General features: G+C 64.6%; 19 protein-coding genes. 12 read left to right on the forward strand and 7 right to left on the reverse strand.

Annotation, left to right across the window (positions count from 1 at the left end):
• Window positions 1-35 precede the first annotated feature (35 nt).
• The 4 genes from EDD41_RS14675 to EDD41_RS14690 all read right to left on the reverse strand — a co-directional run bounded on the left by EDD41_RS14675 (window position 36) and on the right by EDD41_RS14690 (window position 6,591).
• Window positions 36-1,253 carry a GIY-YIG nuclease family protein gene (locus EDD41_RS14675; protein WP_123576411.1) on the reverse strand — a complete coding sequence of 406 codons (1,218 nt, stop codon included), beginning with the start codon at window positions 1,251-1,253 and terminating at the stop codon, window positions 36-38.
• Window positions 1,250-3,235, reverse strand: a complete 1,986-nt coding sequence (locus tag EDD41_RS14680) for a DEAD/DEAH box helicase (RefSeq protein ID WP_123576412.1) — start codon at window positions 3,233-3,235, stop codon at window positions 1,250-1,252. Before EDD41_RS14680 ends, EDD41_RS14675 begins: the two co-directional genes overlap by 4 nt.
• Window positions 3,232-5,940: a class I SAM-dependent DNA methyltransferase gene (locus EDD41_RS14685; protein ID WP_123576413.1), complete on the reverse strand. Its 2,709-nt coding sequence runs from the start codon at window positions 5,938-5,940 to the stop codon at window positions 3,232-3,234. Before EDD41_RS14685 ends, EDD41_RS14680 begins: the two co-directional genes overlap by 4 nt.
• 69 nt (window positions 5,941-6,009) lie before the next feature.
• Window positions 6,010-6,591: a recombinase family protein gene (locus EDD41_RS14690; RefSeq protein ID WP_170165399.1), complete on the reverse strand. Its 582-nt coding sequence runs from the start codon at window positions 6,589-6,591 to the stop codon at window positions 6,010-6,012.
• 199 nt (window positions 6,592-6,790) lie between these two features.
• Here EDD41_RS14690 and EDD41_RS14695 point away from each other — a divergent pair, with 199 nt between their 5' ends.
• From EDD41_RS14695 to EDD41_RS14705, 3 genes are all read left to right on the forward strand, one after another.
• Window positions 6,791-7,237 (forward strand): TrmH family RNA methyltransferase, encoded by a 447-nt coding sequence (locus EDD41_RS14695; RefSeq protein ID WP_281273169.1) that lies wholly within the window; start codon window positions 6,791-6,793, stop codon window positions 7,235-7,237.
• 92 nt (window positions 7,238-7,329) lie between these two features.
• A complete protein-coding gene (locus EDD41_RS14700; protein WP_123576416.1) occupies window positions 7,330-7,656 on the forward strand; it encodes a PadR family transcriptional regulator in 327 nt (108 codons plus the stop codon).
• On the forward strand, window positions 7,653-7,862 hold the full coding sequence (locus EDD41_RS14705; protein ID WP_123576417.1) for a hypothetical protein: 210 nt from the start codon (window positions 7,653-7,655) through the stop codon (window positions 7,860-7,862). The genes EDD41_RS14700 and EDD41_RS14705 overlap by 4 nt, the downstream gene beginning before the upstream one ends.
• On the opposite strand, the gene EDD41_RS14710 is transcribed toward EDD41_RS14705, so the two are convergent.
• On the reverse strand, window positions 7,799-8,263 hold the full coding sequence (locus EDD41_RS14710; RefSeq protein WP_123576418.1) for a DoxX family protein: 465 nt from the start codon (window positions 8,261-8,263) through the stop codon (window positions 7,799-7,801). The genes EDD41_RS14705 and EDD41_RS14710 overlap by 64 nt on opposite strands.
• The gene (gene def / locus EDD41_RS14715; protein WP_094765426.1) at window positions 8,263-8,865 is read right to left on the reverse strand and encodes a peptide deformylase; all 603 of its coding nucleotides are present in this window, start codon (window positions 8,863-8,865) and stop codon (window positions 8,263-8,265) included. The genes EDD41_RS14710 and def overlap by 1 nt, the downstream gene beginning before the upstream one ends.
• A 119-nt stretch (window positions 8,866-8,984) precedes the next feature.
• Here def and EDD41_RS14720 point away from each other — a divergent pair, with 119 nt between their 5' ends.
• The gene (locus EDD41_RS14720; protein WP_123576419.1) at window positions 8,985-9,947 is read left to right on the forward strand and encodes a tyrosine recombinase XerC; all 963 of its coding nucleotides are present in this window, start codon (window positions 8,985-8,987) and stop codon (window positions 9,945-9,947) included.
• A gap of 14 nt (window positions 9,948-9,961) precedes the next feature.
• Here the strand turns inward: EDD41_RS14720 and EDD41_RS14725 are convergent, their stop codons facing one another.
• Window positions 9,962-10,918 (reverse strand): peptidoglycan DD-metalloendopeptidase family protein, encoded by a 957-nt coding sequence (locus EDD41_RS14725; protein WP_123576420.1) that lies wholly within the window; start codon window positions 10,916-10,918, stop codon window positions 9,962-9,964.
• Window positions 10,919-11,266: 348 nt separating this feature from the next.
• On the opposite strand from EDD41_RS14725, the gene rpsB reads away from it, so the two are divergent.
• The 8 genes from rpsB (at window position 11,267) to EDD41_RS16955 (ending at window position 18,606) form a co-directional block, all read left to right on the forward strand.
• Window positions 11,267-12,196: a 30S ribosomal protein S2 gene (gene rpsB / locus EDD41_RS14730; protein ID WP_123576421.1), complete on the forward strand. Its 930-nt coding sequence runs from the start codon at window positions 11,267-11,269 to the stop codon at window positions 12,194-12,196.
• Window positions 12,197-12,232: 36 nt separating this feature from the next.
• Entirely contained in the window at window positions 12,233-13,042 is an 810-nt protein-coding gene (tsf, locus tag EDD41_RS14735; protein ID WP_123576422.1) for a translation elongation factor Ts, read from the forward strand.
• Window positions 13,043-13,281: 239 nt separating this feature from the next.
• Entirely contained in the window at window positions 13,282-13,995 is a 714-nt protein-coding gene (pyrH, locus tag EDD41_RS14740; protein WP_170165400.1) for a UMP kinase, read from the forward strand.
• A gap of 60 nt (window positions 13,996-14,055) precedes the next feature.
• Complete coding sequence (gene frr / locus EDD41_RS14745) at window positions 14,056-14,610, forward strand: ribosome recycling factor (protein ID WP_123577148.1); 555 nt, start codon at window positions 14,056-14,058, stop codon at window positions 14,608-14,610.
• An 11-nt stretch (window positions 14,611-14,621) separates the two neighbouring features.
• Window positions 14,622-15,509 carry a phosphatidate cytidylyltransferase gene (locus EDD41_RS14750; RefSeq protein WP_123576423.1) on the forward strand — a complete coding sequence of 296 codons (888 nt, stop codon included), beginning with the start codon at window positions 14,622-14,624 and terminating at the stop codon, window positions 15,507-15,509.
• Window positions 15,506-16,729: a dual-specificity RNA methyltransferase RlmN gene (rlmN, locus tag EDD41_RS14755; RefSeq protein WP_211336669.1), complete on the forward strand. Its 1,224-nt coding sequence runs from the start codon at window positions 15,506-15,508 to the stop codon at window positions 16,727-16,729. Before EDD41_RS14750 ends, rlmN begins: the two co-directional genes overlap by 4 nt.
• A 135-nt stretch (window positions 16,730-16,864) precedes the next feature.
• Entirely contained in the window at window positions 16,865-18,484 is a 1,620-nt protein-coding gene (locus tag EDD41_RS14760) for a sodium-dependent transporter (protein ID WP_211336670.1), read from the forward strand.
• Complete coding sequence (locus EDD41_RS16955) at window positions 18,481-18,606, forward strand: methionine/alanine import family NSS transporter small subunit (RefSeq protein ID WP_170165401.1); 126 nt, start codon at window positions 18,481-18,483, stop codon at window positions 18,604-18,606. The genes EDD41_RS14760 and EDD41_RS16955 overlap by 4 nt, the downstream gene beginning before the upstream one ends.
• Window positions 18,607-18,772: the final 166 nt, after the last annotated feature.

Genomic DNA, 18,772 nt, shown 5'->3' on the forward strand with positions numbered 1-18,772 from the left:
AGGCGAGACTCTCTTGAACAGTGAACGCGGCCAAACTACTGGGCACTGTCTGGGGTTTCCTGATCGCGGGACACCAGCTGCTGCTTTTGGGCGTGGCACTCGTACTTAAGGATGTCGCCCGACATGATTAGGTCGATTGCTTGGTCAATGACGGTCAGAGGGACGTCGAACCACTCGGATGGGTCGTAGTCGCGCCCGTGGCGGTCGATCTGGGTGATGTCGAGTCGTACTTCGGCGAAGACGCGGTGGAGCAGGTTCTCTAGGGCGGAGGTCTTCAAGTTGTATGCCCGGTAGGTGGCCACGATCTCAACGGGGGCCATCAGGTACGTGGGTGACGTCTTGGCGTTCTTGATGCGCTGCTCGACGGGGCCTCGGGAGAAGCCGATCTTGTGGAGGTTCTTGATGGCGGCGATCTGGGGGTCGGTGCTCAACGAGCGCAGGACATAGATGTAGCCGCTGACTTCGTCATCGGTCAGGATCTCTGGCAGTGCGGACTGCACAATCACTTGGCCGTCCTCGTCGCTGAGCCGGATCGCCAGCGATTGGCGGTACATCGATGACTCGGTGCCGTTCTCGAAGATGCAGCGGAGCCGTTCGCGCTTGTTCTCGCGAACAGTTGACTTCTTGTACTCAGTCTCGCCCACTTCGGCGATGAACAGCATGACGCCGTTGAGTACGAAGAACGCACCAGGGACGATGTGTGACATACCGGCGTAGGGCAGCAGCTTCGCCGTCCCTGCTCGGAGCTCTGCGTGCTTTTGCTTGAAGAATGGTTCGAACTGCTCGAAGTCGTCAGCCTTCTTGCGGCGGGCAGCTTCTGTGCCTTCGTAGACTTGCCGGCGTACCGGCAGATCGGAGACGTCGAGCAATCCAGAGTCATCACCGAGCAGGTCGAGATCATCGACCTGCAGCAGGTCTTCGATCGACTCCGGGGCCTCGGGGATTTCCAACAGGCCGAACTCATCGAGATGCTTCAGCGCAGCGATCTTGTCCTCGTTCGCCAGGATCCCGTCCAGCCGCGCCCCGAGTCTGCGTTCGGCGATGTCCCGCGTTGTGGCGCTCGGGTTGCGGCCGTGGGCTCGCCGGAACTCCACGATCTCCGAGAAGGCGCGTTCCAACCGGTCGGCTGACGTGACCTTCTTGGCCTTGACAGGGGCGTCCAGCAGCCCGTCCTCATCGGAGTCGATGAGGACTTGGATGTCGAAGGCTGGGTAGGAGATGTCGACGTGCTGCGCGGGATCGCCGTCTGTCATGGCTCCTCGTCAATCTGCGGGGCAGCTTGCTTGGCCAAGTGCTGCTGCTTGCGTCGCTGAAGGTACAGCAGGGCTTCGGCGTACCTCTTCTCGGTGGGGTCCTCCGAACGAGCATCAGGTTTGCGGCCGTTGACCTTGGCCCATAGCTGGATCTTGGGCCAAGCGCTAATGGCCTCTTCTTCAGTGATATCAACGCGCGTGGCGGTGATCGCATCCGAGATGATGCGCAGCACGGACGGGGTGACGGATTTGGACATGACCTCGAACGCACGCTGGAACGGGTTCACCGAGTCGATGAGGTTGATGTTGATGTCGTCGATGTTGACGAACTTCTCCGACATCTTGATGAATCGCTTGTCGCCGACCTCGCGGACCTCGCCGTTCTTGATGACGGAGTCGACCACGACCTGCTGGCGCAGCTCCTCGACCTGCGACTCGTCGAGGTCCGGGTAGCGCTCGCGGATGATCTTGGGGATCAGCACCTTGTTCGTCGTCTCCGGATCCACAGACCCGGCCGCGGCCTTGGCGAACGTGTCGTCTTGCAGGATTGTCGCCTTGAGGTCGTTCAGGTCGGTCTCAACGATCTGCTTCACCCGAGCACTGGACGGTTCCTTGAAGCCCCTGATCTCGATCACACCGGGCGGAGGCGCGCCGTCATCGCCGGGGTTCTTGGTCTTGAACGTGAAGTTCTGAGCCAAGACCTGCTCCATCAGCAACGAGGCGGTGATGGCCTTCAGCATGTTGTTCACCGACACCTTGACCTCGCCCTGGGTGGCATCGGGTTCGGCGATCAGGTTGGTGAACTGCGCGTGCTCCTTGCCGGGGGAGTCCCGGGTGACCCGGCCGATGATCTGGATCACTTCGGTCAAGGATGCACGGTAGGCGACGGTGAGGGCGTGCTCGGCGTAGGGCCAGTCGAAACCCTCCTTGGCCATCCCCAGGGCGATGATGACATCAACAGCGTCGCGCTCCTTCGACGCCACGGTGGCGAGGTAATGCAGGGTGTCGGCGCGCTTCTTCTGGTCGGTGTCGTCGACCAGGTCCGCGACCCGGAGGATCGCCCCAGTGTCGGAGCGGCGGATGCTGATGATCCCGGTGTCGGGATCGGTGTTCTCAACCTGGCCGATCGAGTCAATAATGAACCCGACCTCTTCGATCTTGTCCTTGGTCGATTCGCCAGAGTTCACGTTGGGGATGTGGATGATGGTCTTCTTGTCCAGGTCGAAGACCTCACCGATCGCATCGGTGTACCGGCCCTGGTAGAAGTGGTGGCCGATGCCCAGCGAGTGCAGGTACTGGTAGCCGTTGAGCTGGTCGTAGTAATTGAAAGTGACCGGCGTGAACTTGGCCTCGTCCTCCGCCGACAGGATCGGCACGGAGTCTCCGCGGAAGTAGGAGCCCGTCATGGCGACGATGTGCACGTCTGATCCGTTGATGACGTCTCGCAGAAGCGCGCCCAACCGGCTGGCCTCGATATCGGCTGACACGTGGTGGAACTCGTCGATCGCCAACACCGTGCCGTTGAAGGCATCGGGGGAGAGCTTCTCGAAGGCGAACCGCAGCGTCGCATGGGTGCAGACCAGGACGGCGTCGGGCCCGTTCAGGAAGTCGATGAAGGCCCCGACCTTGCCTTGCGACGAACCTGGGTCGCACAGGTTGTGCTCGGGCTTGACCTCCCAGTCGGCGAAGAAGCCGTGATCGGTCAGCTTGGTCGAGGCGAACGATGCGCCGATCGATCGCTCCGGAACCGCAACGACGACCTTCTTGCGTCCCTGGTTGTAGAGCTTGTCCAGGGCGACGAACATCAGGGCGCGAGACTTGCCGGACGCGGGCGGAGCTTTGACCAGCAGGTGTTGGGCATCGCGCTTGGCGAAGACGCGCTGCTGCATCTCGCGCATCCCGAGCTCGTTGGTGTTGACCGAACCGCCAGTGCGGGCGTAGGACACATCGACGACGTTGACAGGCTTCTTAGACAGGCTCACTTCTTCGTACCCCTCGTCTTCTTGGCAGGAGCTTTGGCGGCTTCCTCAGCGATCATCGCCTCATACATAGCAAACAGGTCTGACAATCTCTGCTCGTCGGTTTCATAGCCACGCTTGGAGTACAGCGAATCGACCAGTCGATCGACGTCCTCGTGAGCCGAGCGAAGATCCGAAGGCATCAAGTCTGGATCGTAGAGCTGGGCGAGCGTCAGTTCGCAGTGATACTCACGCACATCGAGCACCCGCAGCGCTGCGGCGGTGAGTTGCTCTTTCACTGCATTGTTGAGGGCCGGCACAGGGAAATTGTTATAGACGATCGTATTTGAGTATTGGTAATCTTCGCGCATTCGCCCGCCAATGGCCCCGGTCCAAGCGACGTGAGCCCTAGAAATCAATATCGCGAATACCCAAGGCTCTGCGTCGTAAACAGCGAATGCTGATGCATTTACGACGGATTTGGCGTCGAGATATCCGGCGGGAATGTAGTCGCGGCGCGATGAAGAAACCTTCGGCATGATGATCGACTCAGTTGGTCTATATCTTATCTCGCCAAATCTATAGGGAACCTGCGCCAAGCGTTGCGTCGGTGCCTTGGTGCTTTCGGATCGCATTGTGGCTGTCCGTTCAAATCGGACTTTGAATGAATGGATATCGATTGCTTCTTGGTATTCGTCGTCGGGCACCCAGATGCAGTATTTTTCCTGATCTTTGACCAATTCGTCGGTGCCCAGGATTCGCCGAATGAACCGTTCTGCACGGGGGGTGCTGCGGAGAAGTTCGGCGCGCTCTTCTGGGTCGAGCATTAGGTTTCCCCAGTCGGTTCCCTTTGAGCCGAACGTCATGGGTGGGAGCTCTGATAAGGGATTGGGTCGCGGGGTGATGAAGATGTTAGCGCTGTCGACCAAGTAGCCGTTGATGTTCTTCGCTTCGATGCGGATACTGTCTTGGAACAGATACTTCGCCAACGTGTCTGTGTTTCGCAGGGATACGACAATTACTGTGACTCCCGCATTCCGCTTGGCGTTGTTCTCCCACTTGAACGGGGTGTATGCGTACCCAATCTCCATTCCGCTTTCGAAGATCATCGGGAACATTAACCCTACCTGCTCACCCTGTACGATCGACTTCGTGCTAACAAATGCAAGGCGTGCTTTGGTGTTTCGTATGTAGTCTGCGCCTTTTATGAACCATAGGGAGACGTAATCAAGTTTCTTGGAGTAGGGGCGACCGTTGAAAACTGGGAGAAAGTCTGCCTTCTGTTCCCGGGTCTGTTCCTTGACTCCGGCATACGGCGGATTCCCAATGAGGTAAATCTCGCCGCCTTCGTTGGGGCAGATCGTATTCCAGTCCATGCGTGTGGCGTTGCCTGAGTGGATCTGTCCGGTCTCTTTCAGTGGGATCAGCGGAATGGAGACGTTGAACTTCTCTTTGAACTCGGTGTTCATCTGGTGCTTGGCAATCCAGAGGGAGAGGATCGCGACTTCGACGGCGAAGTCGTCGATCTCGATGCCGTAGAAGTTCTCGATGTTGATTCTGGATTCGGTGAACAGCACCTGATTGGGATCGAGCTCCGCGAGGCGCTCAAGAATGGCGTGTTCGAGCTTGCGCAGCTCCTTGTACGCGATAACCAAAAAGTTGCCCGACCCACAGGCTGGGTCGAACACCTTGATCGCGCTGATCCGATCCAAGAGTTGCTCAAGCTTCTTGGGGGAATCGAAGCCGGCGTCGAGCTTCTCCTTGAGGTCGTCCAGGAACAACGGCTCGATGGTCTTGAGGATGTTGGGCACCGACGTGTAGTGCTGGCCAAGATCGGATCGCTTGCCGGGGGCGACGATGGCCTGGAACATCGACCCGAAGATGTCCGGGTTGATCTCGCGCCAGATCAGGGAGCCTGATTCGATCAGGTGCTGGCGGGCCTGCTTGGTGAATCTGGGCACGAAGTCGTGCGACTTCATGGTGAAGAGCCGTCCGTTCACGTACGGGAAGCCCGCCAAGTAGGTGGGTTTGTCGGTCGGCTCTTGTGTGTCCAGGGCGCGAAAGAGGTCGGTGAGGAACTCGGCAACGTCTGAACCGTCGGGCTGGGTGTGTGAACCGACAGCGTTGGTGAACTGGCTCTCCTCGAAGATCCCGGTGTCTTCGGCGAAGAAGCAGAACAGCAGGCGGGTGAAGAAGACGTTCAGCCCGTGTCGTCCTTGCGGTTCGTCAAGAAGGTCAGGGTTCGCGGCGAGCAACTCGTCGAACAGCTTGCCCATGCGCTCGGCGGCCTTGACATCGGCGTGTGCTTCAGCGGTGTACTGCGCCTTCTCCATGCCTGCCCATGGCAAGAAGAAGGTGAAGTGCTCGGCGATGTCACCGATCGGGATCATCAGGTTCTCGCCGGTTTTGGTGTCCACGGCGAGCAGCTCGGTGTAGTCGGTGACGATCACGAAGCGTGTGTTGTAGCGCACGACTGTGGGCGAGGTCTTGAGCTCGTCGATCACCGCGAGCACATCGGCCGTGGTCTCTTTGAAGTAGACCACGTTCTTCTGGGCGACCTCGGTCTCCGGGTCATCGGCGACGTTCAAGGAACCCTTGCGGAGGCGAGTCACGTTTCCTTGCGGCTTGCCATAGGCCAAGAGCAGATCGAAGATGAACTCGCGATCGTAGGACTCACACCCTCCGAGTGGAGCAACTCTCTCTTCCACAGCCTTGAGATTCAGTCTCACTGGCAGCCATCTCCTCCCGGCAGCCCGCAGCGGCTACGCTCGCTCATCCTACCGGGAGGCGTTGGCGTACTACGGCCCCTGATGCAGTGCGTTGGGCAGCACTGCGGTAACAGAACGCACCTGCTTCAAGGCCTTACTCACCGTCGTGGGGGAGACATCGAGGTCTCGGGCGATCGAGCGCATGGACTCGCCCCTCCAGCGGCGGGTCTGGATGTCCCTGAGGGTGGCTTTGTCGATCTTGGAGGGTCTGCCGACATGGGTGCCCTGGTCTTTGGCGCGGGCTTGTCCGGACCTGATGCGCTGGGTGAGTCGCTCGGCTCGGTGGCTTTGCTCGAGGCGGCCGAGTTCGAGTGCGTTCTCGCGGGCGTCCTCGTCGCGGGATCCCGTGCCGAGGAGGAGGGTGACGTGGATGCCGGCGGCGTCGAGTTCGGCGAAGGTTATCAGGGCGGTGGTGAGCCTGTCTCCGAGCTGTTGGACGCGTTCGACAACCAGCGAGTCGCCGGGGTCCAGCGCATGGACGGCTTCACAGAGCGCCGGTCGGTTCTTGATGAGGATGCGGCGGCTTGCGGACTCCTGGATGATTCGGTCGCATGCATCAGTGAGGGCATCGAGTTGGCGTTGGTTGATGCCAGGGTCGTCGGTGACGCGCATGAGTCCGATGCGTGGGATAGGTCCATCCTCCGGGGGAGCGGGGCGAGCGCGTCTGCTGCGGCTCATGTGGTGCAGACGCTCGAAGGGTTTCTGGACACTCTACCTCTGACGGGAGCGCGGCTGGCAGTTGGAACTAGCACTCCGGCAAGGGGATTCCCTGTCGCTTGCAGATGCATGGAGCCTAGGGACTTATGCGCGGGTGGCATCAGAGCGACCTTGCCCCTCCTTCAATGTCGGCGCCATCTTGCGTTCGGCCGCAGGCCTGGGCTGGGACGGGGTGGTGCTGTCGCCACGAGCGGCGGACCCGCTCTACCGACGCTCGGTCAAGACCTCGATGGGAGCCGTCTTCAGCCTGCCCTGGGCGCGGATGGACTCGTGGGAAGACGACCTCGCACGCCTCAAGCAGGCCGGTTTCACCTTGGTGGCGCTGGCCTTGCGGGAGGACTCGGTGAGCCTCGACGAGCTGGCCGAGCGGATCGGCCCCAACGACAAGCTCGCGGTGCTGATGGGCACGGAGGGAGCCGGTCTGAGCGAGCACTGGCTCTCCCAGGCCGACGAGGTGGTGCGCATCCCGATGGGGCATGGCGTGGACTCACTGAACGTGGCCGCCGCGACGGCCGTCGTCTGTTACGTGCTGCGCCCCTGAATCGCCCTCGATGTGTTCGGGGATCGTGGGCGCTTGATCTCTTCTTTGTCAGGTACTTGACATTGACTAGTACCTGACATCAGCATTTAGCCATGGAGCACGATCCGCAGATGCTGAAGGGGGTGCTCGCGCCCCTGCTCCTGCTCCTGCTCGACCGCAGGACGGACTACGGCTACGCCGTGGTGACCAGGCTCCGGGAGGCCGGCTTCGACGATCTGGGGGAGGCCACGGTCTACCCAGCGCTCACCCGGCTCGAGAAGGCGGGGATGCTCGCCTCGGAGCTGCGACCGTCGGCCTCCGGGCCTGCGCGCAAGTACTACACCACCACCCCCGCGGGACGTGCGGAGTACCAGCGGCTGCTGGACTCCTGGCGTGGGCTCGCGGCCGCCGTCGAGGTCATCGTCAAGGAGGAGAAATGAACATTCGCAGTGAATGGGTCGACGCCCGCTACGACTTCTGGCTGGACTTCTACGGCACCCCGTGGAAGGCGCGCCGCCAGCTGCGCAGGGAGCTGAAGGCCACTCGCATCGCGGATCTGGCGGCTGGTGACGGGCCGCTGAGTCAGCGGCGACGGCTGCGGCTGCGGCCCGAGGGTTCCTCTGGGCCATTGGCCCAGGCGTCGTAGCTGAACTGGCCGGCCGAGGCGATCGACAGGCTGATCAGCCCCGCAATCAGGCTGGCGCAGTATTCCCAGCCACCCCGGCCCACCAGAAGTCCATTGTGGCGGTGGATGAACCAGATGGCGCCGGCCATCTCCAGACTGAGCAGCACGCACACCACCCAGGTGTAGGCGCCGAGCACCAGGCAGGCACCGCCCAGCACCTCCAGGGCACCGACCAGTGGTGCGGTGATGTCCGGGAAGGGGATCTTCCAGGCCGCGAACTGCTTGATGGTGGCCTGGATGGTGGGGTCAGTGAACTTGCTCCAGCCGTGGGCGATGAAGACCACGCCCAGGACGGTGCGGCAGGCCAACAGGAGCAGCGCGCGCAGCGGGTTCTGCGCGTAGGGGGTCTGGGTGGCGTGCATCAGTTCGCGTCGTCCCGGCGGCCCTTCGGCGTGATGGGCCAGTCCTCGGGGTAGAGGTGGGCAAGCTGTGCCACCTGCTCGTCGAGCTTGCGACGTGAACGCGCGCTCAACCGGTCACCGAAGACCATGCCGCCCAGATGGTCTGTCTCGTGCTGCAGGCAGCGCGCCAGCAGGCCGGACCCGGTGACGGTGATGGGGTTGCCGAAGGCATCCTGTCCCGTGCAGGTCGCCGTGTCAGGGCGGGCCAGCGACTGGTAACCACCGGGCCAGCTGAGGCAGCCCTCGTCGGTGGAGTCCAGGTTGCGTGCCCTGCCCGTGGGCAGGGTGACCACCGGATTGCAGAAGACGCCCACGTGGCGCTTGTAGTCCTCGTCGGGGCAGTCGTAGATGAACAGGGCGAGGTCGACGCCCACCTGGGTGGCAGCCAGACCGACGCCCTGCGCCTTCTCCATGGTGGCGAACATGTCCCGGATCAGCTCGTGCAGTTCGTCATTGAACTCCGTCACCGGACGAGTGGGGGTGTGCAGCACCGGCTCACCCCAGCGGGTCACGCGACGCACCGTCCCGCCGGTCATCAGCTCGTCGAGAGTCGTTGCGCCCATGGTCCTGCCCTCCTGGTGATGCGAAATCTTCGCAGCACAACCTACCGCGCCGCCGCGCTCGGCCCCGCATTGCGCGCGCCGTCACGAGCCGCCGGGGGATCGAAATCTAGACTCGCACCATGTCATCCGATCGCGTCGAGTCATCCGTCGACACCGCCGAGGTGCCGACGGAACTTCCGGTGCCATTGGCCGGGGTGCTGCAGGAGTTCACCCAGTGGTTGCGCTTGGACCGGGGCAGTTCTGAGCACACGGTGCGCGCCTATCGGGGGGACATGGAGGCCATGATGCGCCATCTGGTGTCCCGGGGGACCACGTGCCTCGACGACGTGCGGTTGCGGGACCTGCGCGGCTGGCTCGCCGCGATGCAGTCGGGCAGCGCCAGCCCCGCCACCCTCCAGCGGCGCAGCGGTGTCGCCCGGGTCTTCTTCGCCTGGGCACGACGGGAGTCCCTGGTGGAGCATGACCCGGCGTTGACGCTGAAGTCTCCCCGGGTGCCGCGTCGGCTGCCACCGGACCTCGCGCAGGACGACATGGATGAACTCTTCCGGGCCGCCGCCGAGCGTGCCGCCGAAACCGACGGACCCCTGGGGGTGCGCGACGTCGCCATCCTGGAGGTGCTCTACGGCAGTGGGATCCGCGTCTCCGAGCTGTGTGGCCTCGATCTGGCCGACGTGGACCACCAGCGAGGGGCGCTGCGAGTGCTCGGCAAGGGGAACAAGGAGCGCACCGTTCCCCTGGGGGCGCCCGCCCTGCAGGCTCTGTCCGGCTGGCTCGGGCTCCGTGGCGAGGTGATGGCCGGCACCACCAATGCCGTCTTCCTCGGGGCGCGTGGTGCCAGGATCGACCCGCGGGTGGTGCGACGCGTGGTGCACCAGGCGCTGGAGGCAGTGCCGCAGGCGCCGGACCTGGGTCCGCACGGACTGCGCCACGCGATGGCCACCCACCTGCTCGAGGGGGGAGCGGACCTGCGCTCCGTGCAGGAGATGCTGGGGCACGCCTCGCTGGCCACCACCCAGATCTACACCCATGTCAGCAACGAGCGGCTGCGAGCCGCCTTCCAGCAGGCCCACCCCAGGGCCTGACCCTTCGCCTGCGGTCACGACACCCACCCCGCGGGATTGGAGACCTGGCCGTCGGCCCAGACCATGAAGTGCAGGTGGCAGCCGGTGGAATAGCCGGTGGTGCCCACCCTGCCCACGCTCGCCCCCTGCCAGACGGCCTGGCCCAGGCCCACCCCGATGCTCGACAGGTGGTTGTAGGAGGTGCGCAGCCGGCGTCCACCCACACTCCCGTGTTCCACGACCACCCGGTTCCCGTAGGCAATGTTGGCCTCGACAAGCACCACCCGGCCTGCCGCGGCCGAGCGGACCGGCGCCCCGCAGGGTGCGCCGAAGTCCAGGCCGTCGTGCAGTTTCCAGACGTGCAGCACGGGGTGGAAGCGCGGGCCGAAGCGTGAGGTCACCGGGCCGGAAGAGGGGCGCACGAGCCCGTACGAGGAAGCCGGCAGGTCGGTGGCTTCCAGTTCACGCAGCAGACCGCCGGTCGCCGCCGGCGGCGGAGGCGGCAGCTCAAGACCTTCGGGCAGCAGACGAATGCCGGTGGCGACCAACCAGGACATCGGGTCAAGGTAGTCATCGCCACGCTTGAGGCCCCAGTGCAGACAACCGCTCGGACACTCGTCGCCCGCCATCAGATGGCCGATCAGGTCACCGGCACGCACGCGTTGACCCACCCGGACCACAGCCCTGACCGGCTCGTGCGTGGTTCTGTAGCCGCCGGCATGGCTGATCGAGACGACCTCTCGGTCCACCACTCGCCCCACGAAGGCCACCACGCCGTCGGCCGATGCCAGGACCGCCTCTCCGGGCCGTGCGGACAGGTCCGCGCCTCGGTGGCCCGCGGACCAGCGCTGCCGGGGTGCGTCGAAGGGGCGGACCAGGGCGCCGCCGACCGGCCGGAGCAGGTCTGGTGGGGGAGCGGGATCGGCGGCTGTGGCGGGGGAGGGCAGCATCCAGGTGAGGATCGCCAGCAGGACAGGGAACAGGCGGGGCATGTCTGCAGTGTGTGCGTCGACCCCTCCGGGATTTCCAGGCCCGAGCCCGCCTGTGGACAATTCCTCGGCTACGGGAATCTGTGGAAAAGTCCGGCCGCGGCCGCGGCGGGTCCGATACCCCCTCCCGGGTTTGTCCCACGGGGCGGATGCACCGTAGACTGCCTGCGCAGCTCGAACCGATTCGAGCTGACTTCGCATGCGCCAAACCCGAACCTTCGGGGTTGGGTCTCCTGCGGTCCCGGCCACGGCCGGGCGGGGCCCCGACGGTGCATCAGGTGGGCAGTGAAGAGTTTGCTGCCTCTTTGGAACCGTGTGGACGCTGTGCGTCCACGAATGAAAGGACCGGCCATGGCCGTCGTCACCACTCGCCAGCTGCTCGAGAGCGGTGTCCACTTCGGACACCAGACCCGCCGCTGGAACCCCAAGATGAAGCGCTTCATCTTCACCGAGCGCAATGGCATCTACATCATCGACCTGCAGCAGTCGCTGACCTACATCGACAAGGCCTACGCCTTCGTGAGCCAGACCGTGGCCCGCGGCGGCCAGATCCTGTTCGTCGGCACCAAGAAGCAGGCGCAGGAGACCATCGCCGAGCAGGCCACCCGAGTGGGCATGCCCTACGTGAACCAGCGCTGGCTCGGCGGCATGCTGACCAACTACCAGACGGTCATCAAGCGCGTGCAGCGCCTCAAGGAGCTCGAGGTCATGGACTTCGACAATGTGGCTGCCTCCGGCCTCACCAAGAAGGAGCTCCTGGGCCTGAAGCGTGAGAAGGACAAGCTGGCGAAGACCCTCGGCGGCATCCGTGACATGGCCCGCGCCCCGCAGGCCGTGTGGATCGTCGACACCAAGAAGGAGCACCTCGCCATCGACGAGGCGCGCAAGCTGCACATCCCGATCGTCGCCATCCTCGACACCAACTGCGATCCCGACGAGGTCGACTTCCCGATCCCGGGCAATGACGACGCCATTCGTTCGGTCTCGCTGCTGACGCGCATCATCGCCGACGCCGCCGCCGATGGCCTGCTGCAGCGCTCCGGTGGCAATGCCTCCACCGACGCCCCGGCCGCCGAGCCGATGGCCGACTGGGAGAAGGAGCTGCTGGCCGGCGACAAGGCCGAGGCTCCCGCCGCGGAGGCCCCGGCGGACGAGGCTGCTGCCACCGAGGCTCCGGCTGAGGTTGTCGAGGCAGTCGAGACTCCCGCCACCGAGGCTCCGGCTGAGGTTGTCGAGGCCGAGACCCCGGCTGCCGAGGCTCCCGTCGCCGACGCCAACTGATCCGTCCCGAAACACTTCCAAGAAACGGAAACTGACATGGCAATCACTGCTGCCGATGTGAAGAAGCTCCGCGACGCCACCGGCGCCGGAATGATGGACGCCAAGAAGGCCCTGACCGAGGCCGAGGGTGACTTCGAGCGCGCCGTCGAGATCCTGCGCGTCACCGGCCAGGCCAAGATGGCCAAGCGCTCGGACCGCGAGGCCAGCAATGGCATCGTCGCTGCCTCGGGCAAGAGCCTGATCCAGCTGGGCTCCGAAACCGACTTCGTCGCCAAGAACGGTGAGTTCATCGCCCTTGCCGACAAGGTCGTCGCTGCCGTGGCCGCCGCTGGCGCCAATGGCGTCGAGGCCGCCAACGCGGTTGCGCTCGAGGACGGCACCGTCCAGAGCGCCATCGAGGCCCTGGCCACCAAGATTGGTGAGAAGCTCGAGCTCAAGGACGCCGTGAGCTACGAGGGCAACACCCACACCTACCTGCACCGTCGTTCGCAGGACCTGCCTCCGCAGGTCGGCGTGCTCGTCGAGTACACGGGTGAGGACGAGGCCCTGGTGCACTCGGTGGCCCTGCAGATCGCCTCGATGCAGCCCCAGTTCGTCAAGCGCGAGGATGTCCCCGCCGAGCTGGTCGAGAAGGAGGCCCGCATCGCCAAGGAGACCGCGCTGGAGGAGGGCAAGCCCGAGAAGATCCTCGACCGCATCGTCGAGGGCCGTCTGGGTGGCTTCTACAAGGACGTCTGCCTGGTCGAGCAGCCCGCCGTCAGCGACGACAAGAAGACCGTCGGCCAGCTGCTGGACGCCGCTGGTGTGGTCGTGACCCGCTTCGCGCGCCTGTCGGCCGGCGCCTGAGCGCCCGGTGACCACCACGGTGGCCACCGACACATGATGGGGAGGGTTCCTTCGGGGCCCTCCCCATCGTCATGTCCCGCGCTCGCGCGGGGCCCCGATCCGACGAAAGCACCAAAGTTCAGTAGAGTGGCGGGCAGTCGCGCCTCGGCGTGGCAACTGCCGCAGGCCCACAGGGGGATCTGGGCCGCCCGGCCAGGCGTCGGGCATGCGTACGGCACGGTTCTGTGAAGGAGAATGTGATGAGCAAGCCCTACAAGCGAGTGCTGCTGAAGCTGTCCGGTGAGGTCTTCGGCGGTGGCAAGATCGGTGTGGATCCGGCGGTCGTCAGCAACATCGCCCAGCAGGTGGCAGCCGTGGCCAACAGTGGCGTGCAGGTGGCCATCGTCGTCGGCGGTGGCAACTTCTTCCGAGGCGCGGAACTGAGCCAGAACGGCATGGAGCGCGAGCGCGCCGACTACATGGGCATGCTCGGCACCGTGATGAATGCGATCGCGCTGCAGGACTTCTGCGAGAAGGCAGGCGTCCCGACCCGCGTCCAGAGCGCCATCACCATGACCCAGGTGGCAGAGCCCTACATCCCCCGTCGGGCGGTGCGCCACCTTGAGAAGGGGCGCGTCGTGATCTTCGGCGCCGGCGCAGGCATGCCCTACTTCTCCACCGACACCGTCTCCGCCCAGCGCGCGCTGGAGATCGGCTGCGAGGCGCTGCTGATGGGCAAGCAGGGTGTCGACGGCGTCTTCGACTCGGACCCCAAGTCCAATCCCTCCGCCATCATGTTCGACGAGCTGAGCTACGACGAATATCTGGCCAAGGACCTGAAGGTGGCCGATGCCGCCGCCATCTCGCTGGCCCGGGACAATGACCTGAAGATGGTCTTCTTCAACCTGACCGTCGAGGGCAACATCGCCAAGGCGGCCAGTGGCGAGATGATCGGCACCACCATCCATCGCTGAGCCGGTACCGCAAGCCACAGCATCAACCCGACATTTCCAACCCTCGAAGGAAAAACCGTGATCACCGACATCATCAAGGACGCCGAGAAGAAGATGGGCTCCGCCGTCGACTTCGCCCGCGAGGAGTTCGCCGGCATCCGTACCGGTCGTGCACACCCGGCCATGTTCAACAAGATCCAGGCCGACTACTACGGTTCCCCGACCCCGCTGCAGCAGCTGGCCACCTTCCAGGTGCCGGAGGCCCGCACGATCCTGATCGCGCCCTTCGACCGTTCGGCGATGAATGCGATCGAGAAGGCCATTCGTGACTCGGACCTGGGCGTGAACCCGTCGAATGACGGCAACATGATCCGCTGCATCCTGCCGGCCCTGACCGAGGACCGTCGCAAGGAGTACATCAAGATGGCCAAGCACAAGGCTGAGGAGGGCCGCGTCGCCGTGCGCAATGTGCGCCGTCACGCCAACGATGCCATCAAGCGTCTGGAGAAGGACAAGGAGATCGGCGAGGACGAGGCCACCCGCGCCGAGAAGCGGCTCGACGCATCCACCAAGAAGTTCGTCGAGCAGATCGACGACCTCCTCAAGGGCAAGGAAGCCGAGCTGCTCGAGGTCTGAGCACCGAATCCATGAGCCAGGAGAAGATCACACCGTCCAACCTCACCCCACCACCGAAGCCGTCACGCGCAGGGCGTAACCTGCCGGCGGCCATCGCGGTGGGCGTGGGGTTGTTCGGTGCTGTCGTGGCAACCCTGGCCTGGTGGAACTGGGGCTTCATCCTGCTGGTCGCGTTGGCTCTTGGGCTGGGGGCCGTCGAACTCCACCACGCCTTCGCGAGGGTGGGTGCTCGCACCGAGATCGTGCCGATCGTGCTGGGAACTGCCACAACGGTGCTGGGTTCGTACTACGCGGGCCAGCATCCTGCGCACGACATGCCGTCCAACACGTTGATCATCGGACTGCTCGCCCTGACCACCCTGGCCTGCCTGGTGATGCGGCTGCCCAGGGGAGCCGAGGGCTTCGTGCGCGATGCCTCGGCCAGCCTGTTCACGCTTGCCTACATCCCGCTGCTGGGTTCCACCGTCGCGCTGATGTTGGCCGATGATGACGGCCGGCAGCGGATCATCACCTTCCTGGTGTGCGTGATCGCCTCCGACACCGGGGGCTACATCGCGGGCGTGCTCTTCGGCAAGCATCCGATGGCACCACGGGTGAGCCCCAAGAAGACCTGGGAGGGATTCGTCGGTTCGCTGACCGCTGGGATGGCCCTGGGGGCCGTCTGCACCGTCTGGCTGCTGCACGCCCCATGGTTCGTCGGGTCACTGCTCGGCCTGTTGTTGGTGGCCTTCGGCACCGCCGGAGACCTGGTGGAATCCATGATCAAGAGAGACGTTGGCATCAAGGACATGAGTTCCTTCCTGCCCGGACACGGAGGCGTGATGGATCGGCTCGATTCGCTGCTTGTGGCAGCCCCGGTGGCGTGGTTCGCCATGTTCGTGATGGTGCCGGCACTGTGAGCGCACCCGACGGCCGCAATCACGCGTCCACCAAGCCGCTGGTCCTGCCCGCGGAACCCCTGGCCGATCCGGGCAGGGAGCTTCCGCTGGTCTTTGCCGCCCCGCGGCGGGGAAAGCCAGCCAAGCACTGGATCGATCTGTCCACCGAGGAGCGCGTCCAGGCGGTGAAGGACCTGGGCCTGCCGGCCTTCAGGGCCCAGCAGATCTCCAAGCACTTCTTCGAGCGTTTCGAGACCGACCCGACCACGTGGAGCGACCTGCCCAAGGCTGCTCGCGAGCAGGTTGCCGAACGCTTCTTCCCCGAGCTCGTCACTCCGATGAGTGAGCAGCGCTGTGATGGTGACACCACCGTCAAGACCTTGTGGCGGCTGCACGACGGCTCCCTCGTGGAGTCCGTCCTGATGCGCTACGGCGTCAAGCGCGGTCTCCCCGAGGACCAGCAGAGCCACGTTCGCTCCACCCTGTGCATCAGCTCGCAGGCCGGCTGCGGCATGGCCTGCCCCTTCTGCGCCACCGGTCAGGGCGGCCTGCAGCGCAACATGTCCACCGGCGAGATCGTCGCCCAGGTGATGAAGGCCGAGCAGGTGCTCTCCTCCGGCGAGTTGCCCGGGGGAGCGGGACAGGTCAACAACATCGTCTTCATGGGGATGGGCGAACCGCTGGCCAACTACAAGGCCGTGATGGGCGCCGTGCGCGCCATCAGCGATCCAACACCCGACGGCCTGGGGATGAGCAAGCGCGGGATCACCGTCTCCACGGTCGGTCTCGTGCCGCGGATCGAGCAGCTGACGGCCGAGGGACTGCCCATCACGCTGGCCATCAGCCTGCACGCCCCGGACGACGAGCTGCGCGACGAGCTGGTGCCGATCAACACCCGCTACAAGGTCGACGAGGTGCTGGATGCCGCGTGGGACTACGCGAAGACGACGAAGCGCCGAGTCAGCATCGAGTACATCATGATCAAGGACATCAACGACCAGCCGGAGCGTGCGGCCCTGTTGGCCAAGCGCCTCAAGGCCCGTGGTGACTGGGGTTGGGTGCACGTGAACCTGATCCCGCTGAATCCGACGCCCGGGTCCAAGTGGACGGCCTCACGAAAGTCCGATGAGCAGGCCTTCGTCAAGACTCTGGAGAACTGGGGCATTCCGGTCACCGTCCGTGACACGCGAGGGCAGGAGATCGACGGGGCCTGCGGACAGCTGGCCGCCACGCTGAAGTAGGGCTGGGGGCCGGTCCGGGCCGAGCAGGACGTCCGCGATGTGGGACGCTGGTTGCCGAGTGCTGGACAGTGATTCAGTATGGCGCAGTTCGCACCGCGACGTCGCGGTGCCCGTCCTACTCAGGAGAGACTCGCCGTGGCCTCAACGACCCCCACCCCAGCACCGCCCTCCGGGGCGGCCCAACCCCGGGAGCAGTGGCAGTCCCAGATGGGCTTCATCCTCGCCGCCGTCGGCTCCGCCATCGGCCTGGGCAACATCTGGCGCTTCCCGGGCGTCGCCTACACCAATGGTGGCGGCGCCTTCCTGATCCCCTACCTGGTGGCCCTGCTCACCGCCGGTGTGGTCTACCTGCTCTTCGACTGGGCCCTGGGCCACCGCTACCGCGGCTCGGCGCCGGCGATCTTTCGTCGCATCCACCCGAAGTTCGAGCCGCTGGGCTGGTTCCAGGTGGGCCTGTGCTTCCTGATCATCACCTACTACGCCGTGATCGTGGCCTGGTCCGTGCGCTACATGGGCTACTCGCTCAACCGTGCCTGGGGCGATGACCCGGCCGGCTTCTTCACCAAGGACTTCCTGCACCTGCTGCCCTCGACCCAGGCGCACGTCACCGGTGACGTGGTGCCGGGCGTGATGTGGCCGCTGGTCCTGGTCTGGCTCTTCGTCACCCTGATCATGGCGATGGGTGTCTCCGGTGGCCTGGAGCGGCTCAACAAGGTCTTCCTGCCGTTGCTGGTCGTGATGTTCGTCGGCATGGTGGTGCGCGCCGTCACCCTGCCGGGTGCCGTCGACGGACTCAACTCCTTCTTCACCCCGGACTGGGAAGCCCTCGCGGACCCGCACGTGTGGATCCAGGCCTATGCCCAGATCTTCTTCTCCCTCTCGGTCATGTTCGGCATCATGATCACCTACGCCTCCTACCTCCCGCGACGCGCCAACCTGGCTCCCACCAGCTTCGTCGTCGCCTTCTCCAACTCCTCCTTCGAGATCCTGGCCGGAATCGGCGTCTTCTCGACGCTGGGCTACATGGCCTCCAAGCAGGGGATTGCCGTCTCCGAGCTGGAGGGGATCACCGGCCCGATCCTCAGCTTCGTGACCTTCCCCCAGGTGATCTCGATGATGCCCGGTGGCCACTTCTTCGGGATGCTCTTCTTCGGTTCGCTGTCGCTGGCCGGCATCACGTCGCTGGTCTCGCTGATCCAGGTGGTCACCGCGGCGGTTCAGGAGAAGTTCGGGATGGGCGTGCGCGCCAGCTCCGTGGTGGTCGGCCTGGTCTCGGCCGCGCTGTCCATCGGGCTCTACAGCACGTCGAACGGGCTCAACATGCTCGACGTCGTCGACAACTTCGTGAACAACATCGGCATCGTGAGCTCCGCCATCCTGACGGTCTTCCTGCTCACCTTCGTCGTGCGACGCCTGCCGGAACTGCACCACCACCTCAGCGAGCACTCGGCCAAGCCGTTGCGCGGCTGGTGGCGCCTCTTCGCCGGATACATCACGCCGATCATGCTCACCGTGATGCTGGTCTTCGCCCTGGTGGACCTGGTCCAGAACGGCTACGGCGACTACCCGTCGTGGTTCGTGCTGGCCTTCGGCTGGGGCGCGCTCGCGCTGCTGGTCATCGGGTCCGTACTGCTCTCGCTGCTGCCATGGCGCACCAGCGTCGACCACTTCGTGCCCGCGCGGCTGGAGGGCGTCGAGCCCAGGCCCTACCACCACCACATCGATCCCCGCGAAGTCCAGGAGGCCTCCCGATGACTGCCACCGCCCTGCTGATGCTCATCCTCTCCCTGACCCTGGTCTGGGGAGGGCTCGTGCTGGCCATCGTGAACCTGCGGCGCAACCCCGCCGTCTACGCCGACGACGACCCGGCGGACTGACCGGGCCACATGGTGGGCGATTGGGCTCGGACCTCGGACGCTCTGTAATGTGCTCGCGGAGGTCGACGTCAACTTCACGCGGCCTGCACCAGCGCGTCGCCCACCCCATGTGGCGTCGTGCTGCCCAGCCCAAACCCGTACAGGCACGGCTCCCCAGCTGTGCCCA

This window comes from Luteococcus japonicus (assembly GCF_003752415.1).
GTDB lineage: Bacteria > Actinomycetota > Actinomycetes > Propionibacteriales > Propionibacteriaceae > Luteococcus > Luteococcus japonicus.